Consider the following 15,919-nt stretch of genomic DNA (forward strand, 5'->3'; position numbering starts at 1 on the left):
TCCTGTTCCAAAGAAGGCATTGCCACTATTCAAATGATTCATTCCAAAAGGATAGTAATCATTGGCATCTACAATTTCAAGAACTCCTGTGCTGTTTCTTCCAAAACTTACCCTCGCATTTTGCGAGGGGTTTTTATTATATCAATGCTTTTCTTTTATTATTTTATCCTAGGAATCAAATCTTTGTAACATAATCCATTTAAATTGTTAGTTTTATATATATTATCCATTCCTTTATCTCTTATTACAATGGTCGAATCATCTAGTTGTATTTTATCAGGTATAAAATCTAAATAATTCGCTGGTCTATCCTGTGAAATATAATCACCCTCTTTTATTAAAGGTTCTAAGATAAACATAGGATATGTATTCTTAATCTTAATTATATTGCACGTAGATTTTACTTTTTTAGATATTACTTTATATATTTTTTGATCATGTTTTATGTAAACTAAATAATAACTGTTTAAAGAATCTATATTCTCAATTTTATAAAAATCACTTGTTTGGATATTTTTTCTTGGACCACAAGAGAGTGCAATAGATATTAAGATTAACAACAAGAATGAATTAAGGTGTGTGCGTTCCATCTGAGTTTACTTTTAATATAGTTTTGTTATTAGATTCGTACATTATTGAATTAATTGGTGTAGTAGGATGAACCTTATTTGGTGGGAAAATTAATCCCATAGTTGCCTCTTCAACTAACATAGTAATAATACCTGGTTGAGGATGTGCAGCAGTATGAGCTTGGGGATATATAGAGTTAGGACTTGATGAGTCTGGAGAAGAAACCCCACTTGCTTTTGACAACAAGCCTCCTTCATAGCCTTCAGTAAGCTCGTGTAAAATTCCTTCCCCTGGTTTATTATTCGCATCAGATAGATTCTTCAAAACATCTGGATTTACTTCCTGAACCGCCTCTACATTGCCATTAGCCAAAACTGTGTTACCCATAAAAGCACCTCCAATATATTTTTTTCCTGTACTTGTAACAACAGAGTTTTCTGCTTTCAATTCAACTGTTACTGTTTTATCATTTATAATATTAGCAACTTTAGCTGCATTACCTGTTAAAGCTCCTTTAGAGTTTTGGACATAAGTTACATTTCCTGTTTTTGAATCTCTTGACAATGTTATATCTGAGCCTGCAGCTTTTTGCATTTCTTTCAAAGCATCATCTGCCTTACTTCCAGTTATATGTATGTCTTTACCTTGTCTTCCATCTGGGTCAATAAAACGAATAGGGTTATTAAAGGCATAATTATAAGGACTATGACGGGTCATCTTCTCTGCTAAGGGGTCTATCGTTCCCCATCTTGCTACATCCGGCATATAAAATCTTGCGCCGTAATCATACATTCCAGACTCTTGCAGTTCCTTTCCGTTGTACTTGTAAGCTTTATAACTTCCTGTTCCAAAGAAGGCATTGCCACTATTCAAATGATTCATTCCAAAAGGATAGTAATCATTAGCATCTACAATTTCAAGAACTCCTGTGCTGTTTCTTCCAAAACTTACCCTCATATTTCCTAAATGATCTTTATACTGGTAAATATACTGATCTTTTATGTAATCATAAAACCCTTCCGAAGTTGGGAAAAACTGCAAGTCTAATGTTTTAGCAGTTTGAGGCATGGATGAGACTTGTTGATTCTCTGCCGAGTATGCCTGCATTTCCATTGCTCTACTGGTTTCCATAGATGCTGCCAGTCCTTCTTCTCCTCCTCCCGGATCACCACCTGAAGTAATTGTTTCTGTATGCTTATATTGGAATCCATCCAGATAATCTGTATTCTCAGTAGTAGTGGTAATGGTATTATGTCCAGATACTGTACTTACTGTTGTTTTCTTCACCTTTACTCCGTCTGCACGGTAAAGATGACTCGCACCGAAAGGAAAATCAAGGTCTAGATCAATTTGATTAGGAAGATTAAGGAAATTATACTGTATTCCTGAAATCCTTTTTCCGGGCATATTGGTCATATTCCCGTTATGATCATAATTGATAGTATTGGAGAAAGAAGAATATGCCTCATATCCTGAAGGATTTCCTGAAGTATCATCGAGTTGGGTTAATCGGTTGCCAGAGCCATAAGTATACTGCAGGTTATCAATTAAGGTAGCTGTTGTATTTCCCGATTCCATCGTTGAAGTCCTGTACAGGCTGGTAATATTTCCGTTCAAATCATAGGTTAAAGATTCTGTATTTTCCTTGCTGTACGGATTATCAGGATTCTGATAATAGCCTGCGGTAAGCCTGTTTAAGGCATCATACGCATAGCCGTATTTTTTTGGTGTCAGGGAAGGGTTAACCCCTACGGTTTCTACCGCTCTCCAGTCTACTTCTGCAATGTTCCCGTTAAATCTTGGAATTACATTTTTTCCTGAAAACTGAACAGGATCAGGATTAGTAATTCCATCCTTTTGATTGTATTTGATCTTATAAGAAAACAGTTTTCCATTTAAGTCTGTTACGCCCATCTGATCTTTATTCACATCAGTCATCCATCCTCTGATGTTGTAAGCGTAGTCTATGCTCTGAAGATTGTTTCCTACCTTTTTATTGGAAAGTTGGGATAATTCATTATAAGTATTCTCTGTCAATAATTCCTGAGGTTGGCTGTCTACCTGATGATAATGTTTTTTAAGCCTGTTCTGGCTATCATATTCGAAAGTTTCGGTAATCACTGTTTCCGTATCTGAGCTTAGCCTTTTATGATAGGTTTTGGTTTGTAAAGCTACGCCTGCAAAATCCAGATCAGATTCTGTTCTGGTATATCCTCCCAAATGGTTGATGGAGTGTGAGCCTATTGCTCTTCCTTTCAGATCATAATAGTTATAAGTCTTTGTCCAATTATCATCCTCAATATTTTTCACAAAAGTCATTACAGGTAAACTTTTAGTGCTTTTTCCTGTGGAAGCTGGATCATCTGTTAAAGTTTGTTTTCCGTAAATGGTTCCCGGGAAAGCAGGATTAAAGCTGTAGGAAGGATAGGTATCATAATAATTTACTGATAATAGTTTTACCCAATTAAGTTCCGGATAAGTGCTGTTAGGATCATAATACACATCCATTCCTTCTCTATTAAAGAACACGAAATTGGTTCTTTTAACATTATTGCTACCATAAACATTAGCCAAAGTCTGCTCATCATTTCTTGAAGAACCTGTAGCAATTCCCGTAAAAGCAACCCTTCCGAACTGGTCATATTTAGTATATAACCATTGATTCTGTGCTCTTAAATTGGCATCCTGCGTAGCAACTAATCGATCTTGTCTGTCGTACACCATATATTCCCAACCTTTCCCTGGAAGTTTCTTTTCCACCAACCTGTTTTTGCCATCATAACGGTACTGGTAACAGAGTTCATCATGCTTCACAGTATTAGAAACAATATCTCCACGCATGCTGGCCAGTGGAGGAAGAACATAAGCCAGCTGGTTGTACTCATTATACACATAATAGGTATCGGCATTTTCTGTGGAACTTAACACTTTTCTTACCAGAATAGTCTGTCCTTCTCCATTCTTAAACTCTATGGTTTTATTACCATCTTCATCCGTTACGGTGTTTTTATACAGCTGCCCGTCGGTATACAGCCAGTTCTCTCCGAGTACGGTTTTGGTAGCGCCATTCTCCCAAGTCGTAGAGGTGGTAAATTTTCTCACTCCATCAGCTACCATGCAAGCATCATATTCAAACTTCATAGGTTTGGTACTCCAGTCATTTCCTACCTGGATTTGTTGTTGGATCCTGTCCAGTGGTGAGTTTTCCAGTTGTTTTTCAGAATAGATTTTTTCTCCGTTATAGATATTCGTGACATCGGTTACTGGAAAAGCAACCATTCCAGATGTTTGGGTGTAGATTTGTCCGTTTTGAGTCCCAGATTGGGGTACGGGAAGATATTCTCTTGTCTGTCTTCCGAATCCATCATAAACAAAAGGTGTGACCACATCTTTTCCTGTGGGGGAAGCTTTTACGTTTACTACCTGTTTGGCTCTTCCCAGTCCGTCAAAATACTGAACAGTTTCAGAGGTTTTGGGAGTTCCTGCTGTTGGATCTGATAAATAGGTCTTGGTATATACATAGTTTTCGGTGCTGCTTGGTGAAGTCTGGGCAAACGTCCAACCTGCTGCCAAAAAACTGCTTAATAGAATTATTCTTTTTTTCATCATCCTTAGTTTTTGTAATTGTATTTGAATTCTTTTACTGTTTTATAGACTAAATTTCCACCAGCATCTTTTTCTTCTTGCTTAATTTCTTTCAGTCTATTGGCTGTATCATAGATATAAATTTCCTTAACTCCTGCAGGAGCAGTGATACTTCTTACCCCAATAAGCGGATCATATGAATAGGTGCTTATTTGATAACGATACAATGAAGAATGATTCCTAAACGAATCTAAAGCAGATAAGAATGTCGTTTCATCATTATTAGCCCCTGCTGAAGCATCTGTATCAGAAGCGGATACAATAGCTGGGATAAGTCCTGAATGCACAAGCTGATCATAGGTTGCTCCTTCTACTTTTGCAATAGGCTGGGTTTGATTATACCCCCATATTATCGCTACAGGTATACCATCTTTAGTTGTATATTGAAGCAAGTTCCCTTTATCATCATATTTATCGTACGTTACTTCCGTTGACATTGAGCCGCTTTGGATATCCATCAATAATACCGAGCTAGGCAAGAAATTAGAAAGGTTATTATATAGCGTTTCCTCTTTCTTAATTACCTTGTCATTGTTTTTAACTTCGATTTCTAATGGAAAGCCAATCATATTGGCATCGATTAACCTTTGATTTGTTTTTTCTGTAGCATACTTATTATTGATTACAGTAATGCTTCCATCCTGAAAACTTTGGGTGATTGAAGTAGGGTAATCATTAGAATTATATACATTATTAGTTGTAGATGATATAGAACTCTGAGCACCATTTTTATAGAAGTACGATTTTTCGATTTTTTGTGTCGGCAATGTTACTCCAAATTTTTCAAAGTGCTTGTATGGACTAGCCAAAGCAACACCAACTCCTATTTGATTAACCATATCCTGATAATTATAGAAAGAAAAAAGTTCAGAGATCATATTATCAGCATAATTGTCTTTTAATTTAACCCCGTCATTTTTTTGGTAGGCTGTAGTTGTGTAGTCTGTGATTATTTCTGATAATAGATTATTGCCTGCGTCGTATTTTTTCTCAGAAATTAGTTGCCCTCTTAAATAATCCTGATTTGATATAGGAATAGGATTTAATTGAACGATAACAGTTTCTTCATTTGGATAATCAAGAGGAGATCTGAATTTATAAACCGCTTTTCCTTTTTTGTTATTACTGGTATCTACCTGCTCTACACTCACATATTTATATCCCACATCAGCCCCTTGTGTTTTTTGAACTGGAAGGATATTATAATCTGTAGTGATATCAAACTCTGCGCTGTAAGATATCATGAAATTATTATATTTATCCCGGTAGGAATAAGAGCTGGCAAGCCTAAATAAAGGTTCAGGAAAAACTAAGGCACCGCTGCTTCTTTGGGGATCATCCAGGTTAGTGTAGTTATATACATATTTTTTTGATGCTATACCTGAAGCAGGGTTTTCAAAATAAGCGATATCTTTAATTCTGATTCCACCCCCTTTTTTAACTTTAACATCTACGTAAGTGGTTTCCGTAGTATGGGCAATAAAAGTATCTCCTGTCTGATCAGGATTTGATGGCCCGAAATCCCCCGTCAGCGAAGCATAGTAAATCCCCGGTTCCAGATAAACGCTTTTATAAAACTCTGATATTACATGTCCGTCAGGATTAGGATTCACAACAAAACACGCTGGCGGCTGAACCTTGTTACAGGTTTGTGCATTATAACCAAATTCATATACTGCCGGTGAAAAGGTCCCATCAGCATTTTTCTTATAGATTTTGAATTGCCAGTTAAAATAGATCAGATTTCCTAAAAATAGATCAAGGTTAACCGTCTGGGCTGACTGAATGGTAAAGAACTGTTGCTTAGCCGGACTGAACTGTAAAAAACTGATTGTTGAATCAAAATTGTTAGTTACATTATGTCCCGCTATAGGTATCATAAGATCATTCTCCGTCGGGTAATAGCTGTATTCATTTTCATCAAAATTAAACACTACTTTACCTTTGGTAGGGTAGGTAATAGATTTTATGACATCAGTAGCAATATCATTATTTAAACTCAGACCTGAAACTTCATAATATCCCCAGCCATCCTTTTTCAAGGAAGAATTATTCTCGTTATATTCCAGAAGATATTCAGAGTTTTGATTACTTGGGGAAATTTTGGTTACTTTTTTCAGTAACATTTTCTTTAGCAACTGATTTCCGTTATATGCCTGAAAATTAATATTAGAATAATCATAATCCAAAACGTATTTATCAGTATATTGTGAAGATGCTTGCCCCCAGTAATTACTTTGTACGGATTTTAGTTTATATAAATTGGCTGGCTCTGTATAATTGAAATCTTGTCTTCCTTGCTCGTAGTTCAAATATACAGTTCCTCTTCCTCTTACATCAATACTGGTCAATAAACGTGTTTGAGAAGTGTTATGTACCATTTGTCTTTCAAAAGCGCCTGGTAAACTGCTATCCGGGTTTATCTGTTGGCCTCCTGTCTGTCCTGCTGAGTTGTTGATATAGTTAACATTTTTTGCAAACCTGCTAGTCGCAGTAGGGGTTTCCTGAAATTTCACCTGGGATGCGAGATCATATTTAAACTCTGCCAGATTAACATTGCTTTGATCATTAATTTTCACTAAATGAAAGGAAGTGTAATAATCTCCTATTTCTACACTTGGAATTGGATTCCCATTCCCGGTTGTTAAGCCTATTTTCACGAGAGTAATATCTTTTTGAGACCTTTCCATGGCGTTGAAAATATACTTAATCCCCTTATCATCTGTGATGGTAAAAGAATTGATAACTCCTGTAGTTGCATCTGTACTGCAAATGATCTTGAGGTTGTTCTTATCTAGTTTTTCAGCAGTATATGTTCCATCCAGATTCTTTATCACATAAAACCTTCCTGATTGTCCCATGAAATTATATTGATACAGGTCATATTCCGTATCAAACTTTCCTATTCCTGCATCATATGTATAATCATTGAAATTAAATGAATAATCATTATTAATAATTTTATGAGTGGGATTATAAAAATGATTATAAATTCCATACTTCATTTTAGGCGAGACAGAGGATGGAACGGTTCTGTTCTTTTCATCCGGACCACCTCCTCTCACAGTTCTGGATATTGTTCCTCCTGCAATTAAACTCCAGCCTAACCCAGTTTCTCCTGACCTGTCATCTGGTTTTGCATTTAATGGATGGTATTTAAGCTGGACATTTATATTTACATTCTTATTATTTGTAGGAATATTAACTAAAGGAATATTAATGTCCGGTATTCCTGTATAGTAACTTACAGGTACTTCTTCAAATTTCATTAAATTATTAGACGTAGGGGCAGCGGGAAACATTTCATTAATATTTCCGACATAGCTTTTTTCTCCTTCCGCCTGGGCACTTACAAAATGTGCGATACAGCTTAATAATAAAATTGATATATTCTTTTTCATGATTCGTGTTTATTTCTTAATAATTTTCGCACTTGCGTTTTTATTGGTATCTGTTTTTATTGTGATCAGGTAAGCTCCTTGAATCAAAGGCTGTGTATTGATCTTAGTCACCTTGTTCTTGGTCTTAGTTTGTTGTAACAGCTTACCACTCATATCATACAACAAGATATCCGCCTCCTTAAACTCATAGCCAATTTCTACATACGTGTAATCCGATACAGGGTTCGGATAGACTCTGATGTCCTGCTTCTCAATCAATTGATCAATCTGTCCGTCTCCCAGCTTCACAATCTTCCAGTTCTCCTTTCCTAATTCCTCCGCACTGGTTCCTGCCAGTATAATAGAACCGTCCCTGTTGAGCTTGATATCTGAAAGTCTTTCTTCCTTCTTTCTGGATTCTCCCTTCACATGCTTTCTCCACTGTTCCTTTCCTTCCTGATCCAGATACAGCATCCAGAACGTCTCATCATCACTTTCTATTCTTCCTTCTGCCTGGGTATAACCACCTAACAGGATTCCTTTAGTTGTTAGTTGTTGGTTGTCATTTGACAGGTTGTTGATGGTGCTCATCCCCATTAATACATCCCTGTTCTTGAAGTTGTAGGATTTCTGCCAGATTTCTTCACCTCTTTCATTTAAGGAAATCAACCATAAGTCGGTTCCTTCTTCTATCCCTGTACTTTTGTTTCCTGATCTTTCTGATCTGGATTCTCCACCAATTAAATATCCTGCAGAAGTTAAAGCCAAAGTTCTTAAGTGATCATCGGCTTTTCCTCCAAAGTTCTTTTCCCATTCCACTTTTCCATCTTTACTAAGCTTAATGATCCAGTAATCGCCTTCACCATAGTTTTCAGTTTTCTTTGATCCTCCAATGCTACTTCTGGAATAGATCCCTAATAAAGCACCACCATCTTTGGTGGGAATCATTTTCTCCACTTCATCCAGTCCTTTTCCGCCCATTATCAGTTCAGAAGCCTGTTTTCCTGTCTTATCCAGTCTGATAACCCATATATCTTTAGAGCCATAACCTTTAGAGGAGTTCTGAACATTTCCTGCCACAAAATAGCCTAAGTCTGTCGTTTGAATCACGGCTCTGGCTTCTTCATCGGAGGCAGTACCTAAGGTTTTCTGCCACTGTTCTTCCCCGAATTCATTGATTTTGATGAGCCATACATCTGATCCGCCTTTGGAATCCTCTTTCTTATCAAGGCTTTTTCCTGAATAGGAAGTTCCAGCCAGAAGAAAACCTCCTTCCTGGGTATTCACCACAGCGGAAAGGAAATCATGGTTCTGTCCTGAAAAGTATTTTTCCCAGACTTCTTCTCCCTGCCCATTTAACTTAACCAAATGGAAATCGTAACCATTATTTTGTTTGTTTTCAGTTTGTTTTGAAGCCTGAATACTGCTTCCTGAAATAAGATACTGTCCGTCAATGGTTGTGGTTACTTGTGAAAGAAAATCCTGAGTATTGGATTTGATATCTTTCTGCCATAGGACATTTTGAGAATACAGCACAGCAGTAGTGCATAAGAAAAGTGCACTCATGTAGATTTTTTTCATCTATCTTGTGTATTTAAAAGTTAATACTAGTGTTTATTAATAAAATCTTACAAATTTAACAAATTTTAGCACGTATTAAAATTTCATTAATTAGATTTAATATAAATTACATTATATCAACACAGCAAAAATATGACGATATAACGACAAAACTTGTCGTTATAAAAAAAGCTTGATTCTTACAAATCAAGCTCCTCAATTAACTTTAATAATTCCTCTGAATTATTTCCATCCGCCTCCCAGGCTTTTGTAAATATCAACCACTGTACTTAGTTGTTTTTCTTTTGCTTCAACCAGTTCCATCTTAGCATCTAATGCATCTCTCTGGTTTAATAAGACCTCCAGATAATCTGCTCTGGAATTCCGGAATAACTGATTGGCAATATCAATGGACTGTTCCAAAGCATGAGTTTCCTGAGATTTTAACTGGTAATACTGATCAATATTTTTAACTTTTGACATCAGATTAGCCACATCCAGATAAGCATTCAAAATCGTTTTATCATATTCGTACAAGGCCTGAATCTGTCTTGCATCTGCTGTTTGGAAATTAGCTTTAATTGCGCTTTTATTAATTAAAGGTCCGGCTAATTCCCCGGCTAAACTTGCAGCCATTGATTCCGGAAGTTTTACAAGATAAGAAGGTTTAAATGCTTCCAATCCTAATGTGGCGGAAATTTCCAATGAAGGATAAAACTCTTTTCTTGCCGCTTCCACATCAAGTTTCGCTGCTTTTAATTCTAATTCTGCCTGTTTAATATCAGGACGGTTGGCCAATAGCTGTGATGGAATTCCTGTATACACAGTTTGCGGAATCGTTGACATAAAGTTTTCCTTAGTTCTCACAATCGGTTGTGGATAACGACCGCAAAGAGCATTGATCTGATTCTCTTTTTCGGTAATTTCCTGACGGATGGTATATTCCGTTGCTTTTGATTTGGCTAACTCCGCTTCAAACTTTTTTACTGCCAATTCAGTGGCTGCTGCAGCTTCTTTCTGAATCTTTGAAATTTCCAAAGCTTTTTGCTGCAGCTTGATGTATTGCTGAATAATATCCAACTGATTATCCAACGCCAGTAATTCATAGTAGTTCTCAGCAACTTCTTCTATTAAGCTTGAAAGAACAAAATTTTTACCTTCAACTGTGGAAAGATAATGAGCTACTGCCGCTTCTTTTTCCGTTCTGAGCTTTTTCCAGATATCAATTTCCCAATTGGCCATCAATCCACCCTCGAAATTACCAAGCGGATCCGGCATTTCTTTTCCAAGTTCTATTTCCGTCGTTGCATCACCTGCTCCTTCGCTCGTATAACGTCCTGCTTTTTTTACTCCAGCTCCGATTCCTGCAGAAACCGTTGGAGTTAATTTCCCTTTTTTTGCTAAAACACCACTTTTGGCGATCTCAATCTCCTGTAAGGTGATCATGAGTTCCTGGTTGTTCTTTAAAGCAGTTTCAATCAGCGCAACCAGGTTCGGATCCGTGAAGAATTGCCTCCACGGAGTGGTACCACTGTTGTTATTGGCATCACCCTGATCCTGCTGATTAAAGTTTTGAGGTACATTTTCCTTCACCTCGTCTTTTATAACTGTTGCCATCGGAGCCTTACAGCTTGCTAAAACAAGCGATAAGGCAATGGCTGTGATCATATTTCTAGTCTTCAAATTTTCCATCATGTTGATAAGGTTCAGTTTGTTCAGTTAAAGGATTCTCTTCTTCGTATCTTGCCAATCTTGATTTCTCCGCAATCGTTCCGAAGATGTAATATAACCCCGGAATGATCATTAATCCGAAAATGGTTCCGATCAGCATTCCTCCGGCAGCAGCTGTACCAATGGTTCGGTTACCGATCGCTCCCGGTCCTGTTGCCATGACCAATGGGATCAAACCTGCGATGAAAGCAAATGAGGTCATTAAGATCGGACGGAAACGGATCGCCGCTCCTTCAATGGCAGCCTGTGCTACCGGTATTCCTTCTTCAGCTTTCTTCTGTACGGCAAATTCAACAATCAATACGGCATTTTTCCCTAAAAGCCCGATCAACATAACCATAGCAACCTGAGCATAAATATTATTTTCTAATCCTAATAATTTTAAACACAAGAATGCTCCGAAAATCCCCGTTGGTAAAGAAAGTATTACCGGCAATGGAAGAATGAAACTTTCATACTGTGCGGAAAGAATCAGATACACGAAACCTAAACACACCAGAAAAATATATACAGCCTCGTTTCCACGGTTTACTTCATCTTTAGAAATCCCTGCCCAGTCGATACCAAAACCTCTTGGAAGTGTTTTATCTGCCACTTCTTTAATGGCTGCAATGGCCTGTCCGGAGCTGTAACCCGGTGCAGGAGTTCCACTTACCTCGGATGAATTATACATATTATGTCTCGTGAACTCTGATAAACCATACACCTTTTCCAAATGCATGAAATCTGAATACGGAACCATTTGATCTTTATCATTTTTCACATACAGTTTCAATAAATCACTTGGCAATGCACGATATTGTGGACCTGCCTGAACAATTACTTTATAAGGTCTGTCAAAACGAATGAAACTCGTCTCATAATTCGAACCTATCAATGTTGATAAATTATCCATCGCATTTTCAATGGTTACGCCTTTTTGTTCAGCAAGATCATTATCTACTCTCAACATATATTGAGGGAAACTTGCGGAATAGAAGGTAAACGCTGAACCTAGTTCAGGACGTTTTTTCAATTCTTTTACGAAATCATTACTTACCTGTTCCATTTTATGATAGTCTCCGCTTCCTGCTTTATCCAGCAAACGAAGTTCAAAACCACCTGCCGCACCATAACCCGGAATGGATGGAGGCTGGAAGAATTCTATATTGGCTCCGGGAATATTTTTGGCTTTTTCTTCCAGCTTTTCAATAATTTCCGCGGCAGATTCTTTACGATCTTCCCAGCTTTTAAGGTTGATCAGACAAGTGCCGGAATTGGAACCTGTACCTTCCGTAAGAATTTCATAACCTGCCAATGAAGAAACAGATTGTACACCATCAATGTCTTCAGATTCTCTTAATAATTCCTTAGCAATCTGATTCGTTCTTTCCAACGTTGAACCCGGTGGTGTCTGGATAATTGCGTAGATCATTCCCTGGTCTTCTGCCGGAATAAATCCTGATGGAAGGGAATTGCTTAAAAAGAATGTACATGCACAGAAAGCTAATAATAGCGGAAGCGTAATTGTTTTTTTCTTCACGGTTTTATTCAGCATTCCTTCATATTTTCCTGCTCCTTTTGTAAATAAGCTGTTAAATTTATCCAGGAAAATAGTAATCGGGGTTCTTTTCTTCGCTTTTCCGTGGTTATTTTTTAAGATTAAAGCACATAATGCAGGAGTTAAGGTTAATGCTACTACCCCTGAAAGGATAATCGCAGAAGCCATTGTAATGGAGAACTGACGATAGAAAACCCCAACCGGACCAGACATAAATGCAATCGGAATGAATACAGATGCCATTACCAAGGTAATTGCGATAATTGCTCCACTGATCTCGTGCATCGCCTCTTCTGTTGCTTTTAATGGTGAAAGATGTTTTTCTTCCATCTTGGCATGAACTGCTTCAATCACAACAATAGCATCATCTACCACGACCCCAATTGCCATTACAAGAGCAAAGAGCGAAATCATATTTAAAGTGATTCCGAAAGCGGACATTACAGCAAAAGTACCGATCAATGAAACGGGAACTGCAATAGCCGGAATCAATGTAGAGCGCCAGTCTCCTAAAAATAGGAATACCACAATGGCTACCAAAATAAATGCTTCAAATAAAGTATGAATTACTTTTTCAATGGATGCATCCAGGAATCTTGATACGTCATAACTGATATCATAGTGCATTCCTTTGGGGAAAGTGGTTTTCTGTAATTCAGCCATCAACGTTTTTACATTTTTGATAACGTCACTTGCATTGGAGCCGTAAGACTGTTTTACCGTGATCGCAGCAGAAGGCTTTCCATTCAATGTAGAATAAATGTCATACATGGAAGACCCGAATTCTATATCAGCTACATCTTTTAACCTGATGAATTCTCCGTCTGATTTTGCCTTAAGGATAATGTTTCCGTAATCTTTTTCATTATTGAAACGACCCGGATATTTTAAGATATATTCAAATGACTGGGATCTTTTTCCTGAACTTTCTCCTGTTTTACCCGGAGAAGCTTCCAAACTCTGCGCATTTAACGCTTCCATCACTTCATCTGCCGAAATACTGTATGCGGTTAACCTATCCGGTTTAAGCCAGATACGCATGGCATATTCCCTTGTTCCCAGGATATCTGCAAAACCAACTCCGCTTACTCTTCTCAATTCGGACATGACATTGATATCTGCATAGTTGAAAAGGAATTTCTGATCGGCTTTGGGATCATCACTGTATAAATTAATATACATCAACATATTAGGTTCTTCACGAGTGATTTTCACCCCTTCACGCACTACCAACGGCGGAAGCTTATTCACCACGGAAGATACTCGGTTCTGAACATTTACTGCGGCTACATTTGGATCGGTTCCTAAGTCAAATACCACCTGGATGGATGCTTCTCCGTCGTTTCCGGCATCGGAAGTCATATACTTCATGCCTGGTACTCCATTAAGACCTCTTTCGAGTGGAATCACCACCGATTTGATTAATAATTCGTTGTTGGCTCCGGGATATTCTGCGGTGATATTTACTTTAGGCGGTGAAATAGACGGAAATTGGGTAACCGGCAATTTTACCAGTGACAAGATTCCCATAAATACGATAATCAGAGAGATAACGATAGACAGAACGGGTCTGCGAATAAATTTTTTAAACATACTGCTTCATTTAATGAGTCCTACTCTGCTTTTAATCTTAATGATTGAAGAACTTTTCTCGGATCCTGAGGTTTTGTTTTTACTTTCTGGTCATCTTTTACTTTTTGAACGCCTTCCAGAAGAATCTTATCACCCTCGGAGAGTCCTGAAGCCACTACGTAAAGATCAGGAAGCTCATAAGCCACTTTTATATTTTTAGATTGGGCAACACCGTTTTTATCGATTACAAAAACGTATTTCTGATCCTGAATTTCATAAGTCGCCTTCTGTGGGATAATCAAAGCGTTTTTAAGCGGTAACGTCATTCGTACTTTTCCGGTTTCCCCGTTTCTCAACAATTTGTCCGGATTTGGGAATTTAGCTCTGAAAGCAATATTTCCTGTTTCATTATCGAATTCACCTTCAATGGTCTGAATTTCTCCCTTTTGAGGAAAATCTTCTCCATTGGCCATCACCAATGTTACCTGATTGCTTCCTCTGTCATTGATATGCGTCTGATAGCTCAGATATTCCGGTTCCGAAACATTAAAATAGCTGTACATATTGGTATTATCTGACAGGGAGGTCAATAAATCTCCTTCATCTACAAGACTTCCCAATTTCAAAGGAATTCTGTTGATAACTCCTGAAAATGGCGCTTTAATATCGGTAAATGATAAGTGGATCTGAGCCAGTTTCATTTCTGCATTGGCAGCATCAAGCTTAGCTTTTGCCATTGCTTTTTCGTTTTTGGAAACCACATTGTTATTGGCCAGCGTGGTTGCATTTTTTAATTCTATGGAAGCCTGCTCCACTTCGGCTTTCGCTTTCATCAATTCTGCCTGATACAACTGAGGCATAATTCTGAATAATGTTTGCCCTGCATGGACGTATTGACCTTCATCCACATAGATCTTTTCAAGAAATCCTTTTTCCTGGGCGCGAACTTCAATATTTTTCACAGATTGGATCTGCGCCACGTATTCCTTGTTGATTACTGTATCCATTTTGACGGGTGAAGTAACGGGATAAACCGCTTCTTCTTCTTTTTCTTCTTTTTTGCCGTTACATGCACCCAATAACAAGAGGGTGCTAAGCATCATGCTTGAGATAACTCTTTTCATCATAATTCCAGAGTATATAAATCGTTAATGTTAATTGAAAATTAATTTGAGACGTGTTTGTGAAAGGAGTAATGATTATTTCACAACACAGCATATTCCACTCAAGACATGAGTAGAAGGTAAAACCGGGAAAAGCAATTTTAAATTCTGATAGAACGAATCAGAATGAATCTCTTTACATGGAGAAAATTGAAAATTAAGCCATGTATGGAGGATTTCAGGCGCTTTTTATTTTGCAGCCCGAAAATATATATCAGACTGAAAACACTGGCAAAAACAACAATGGTCTGAAAAGTATCTGACAATTGAAAATCATCTTCTGCAAGTTCCAACGAATAGGTGACATCTATATCATCCACTTTTTGCTGAACAGAGATTTTTTCATACGTTTGATTCAGTCGGTTTGCCTTTTTAGGCAGATGATGAGAAACATGACCATTGTAGTCATTACGGAGCGTTTTGACACTTATTTTGCTTTCTACCACAAATAGCAGAAATAAACTGGTCAAAAAATATAATATAATGTTTCTCATTTGAAGATGCAAATCTACATGTAGATCTTAATACTTATATGCAGATTAACAAAGTTTAACTTTCCTTTAAATAAGCTGAATGGGCATGGTTAAAGGAAAATCATTTCTTTTGCTATTTTCTTCCAGATTTTTCTATTCATTTAAGATAGTATTTCGACACCTTTTTCAATGGTCATATTTACAATCAAATATTGAGATTTAATTAATTTATCAAAATTTAACACATATACATTAAAAATATTTGTAAATTTATACAACATTAAC

General features: G+C 37.3%; 8 protein-coding genes. All 8 read right to left on the bottom strand.

The features are described from left to right. Positions 1-158: 158 nt before the first annotated feature. A complete protein-coding gene (locus tag ACGHIN_RS05250) occupies positions 159-590 on the bottom strand; it encodes a hypothetical protein (RefSeq protein ID WP_390451460.1) in 432 nt (143 codons plus the stop codon). Further along, the gene (locus ACGHIN_RS05255) at positions 571-4,176 is read right to left on the bottom strand and encodes a DUF6443 domain-containing protein (protein WP_390451462.1); all 3,606 of its coding nucleotides are present in this window, start codon (positions 4,174-4,176) and stop codon (positions 571-573) included. The genes ACGHIN_RS05250 and ACGHIN_RS05255 overlap by 20 nt, the downstream gene beginning before the upstream one ends. A 5-nt stretch (positions 4,177-4,181) precedes the next feature. After that, positions 4,182-7,616 carry a hypothetical protein gene (locus tag ACGHIN_RS05260; RefSeq protein WP_390451464.1) on the bottom strand — a complete coding sequence of 1,145 codons (3,435 nt, stop codon included), beginning with the start codon at positions 7,614-7,616 and terminating at the stop codon, positions 4,182-4,184. A gap of 9 nt (positions 7,617-7,625) precedes the next feature. After that, on the bottom strand, positions 7,626-9,176 hold the full coding sequence (locus ACGHIN_RS05265) for a T9SS type A sorting domain-containing protein (RefSeq protein ID WP_390451466.1): 1,551 nt from the start codon (positions 9,174-9,176) through the stop codon (positions 7,626-7,628). A gap of 222 nt (positions 9,177-9,398) precedes the next feature. Beyond that, positions 9,399-10,847 (bottom strand): TolC family protein, encoded by a 1,449-nt coding sequence (locus tag ACGHIN_RS05270; RefSeq protein ID WP_390451609.1) that lies wholly within the window; start codon positions 10,845-10,847, stop codon positions 9,399-9,401. Then, positions 10,828-14,019: an efflux RND transporter permease subunit gene (locus tag ACGHIN_RS05275; protein WP_390451468.1), complete on the bottom strand. Its 3,192-nt coding sequence runs from the start codon at positions 14,017-14,019 to the stop codon at positions 10,828-10,830. The genes ACGHIN_RS05270 and ACGHIN_RS05275 overlap by 20 nt, the downstream gene beginning before the upstream one ends. 20 nt (positions 14,020-14,039) lie before the next feature. Further along, a complete protein-coding gene (locus ACGHIN_RS05280; protein WP_390451612.1) occupies positions 14,040-15,122 on the bottom strand; it encodes an efflux RND transporter periplasmic adaptor subunit in 1,083 nt (360 codons plus the stop codon). Positions 15,123-15,262: 140 nt separating this feature from the next. Beyond that, positions 15,263-15,631, bottom strand: coding sequence for a hypothetical protein (locus tag ACGHIN_RS05285; RefSeq protein ID WP_390451469.1), 369 nt, complete (start codon positions 15,629-15,631; stop codon positions 15,263-15,265). Between the last annotated feature and the right edge of the window lie 288 nt (positions 15,632-15,919).

Source organism: Chryseobacterium barbadense (assembly GCF_042849955.1).
GTDB lineage: Bacteria > Bacteroidota > Bacteroidia > Flavobacteriales > Weeksellaceae > Chryseobacterium.

Excerpts from the sequence above, each read along its gene's own strand:
- ACGHIN_RS05250 (WP_390451460.1), bottom strand. The coding sequence starts at position 590 with ATGGAACGCACACACCTTAATTCATTCTTGTTGTTAATCTTAATATCT.
- ACGHIN_RS05255 (WP_390451462.1), bottom strand. The coding sequence starts at position 4,176 with ATGAAAAAAAGAATAATTCTATTAAGCAGTTTTTTGGCAGCAGGTTGG.
- ACGHIN_RS05260 (WP_390451464.1), bottom strand. The coding sequence starts at position 7,616 with ATGAAAAAGAATATATCAATTTTATTATTAAGCTGTATCGCACATTTT.
- ACGHIN_RS05265 (WP_390451466.1), bottom strand. The coding sequence starts at position 9,176 with ATGAAAAAAATCTACATGAGTGCACTTTTCTTATGCACTACTGCTGTG.
- ACGHIN_RS05270 (WP_390451609.1), bottom strand. The coding sequence starts at position 10,847 with ATGGAAAATTTGAAGACTAGAAATATGATCACAGCCATTGCCTTATCG.
- ACGHIN_RS05275 (WP_390451468.1), bottom strand. The coding sequence starts at position 14,019 with ATGTTTAAAAAATTTATTCGCAGACCCGTTCTGTCTATCGTTATCTCT.
- ACGHIN_RS05280 (WP_390451612.1), bottom strand. The coding sequence starts at position 15,122 with ATGAAAAGAGTTATCTCAAGCATGATGCTTAGCACCCTCTTGTTATTG.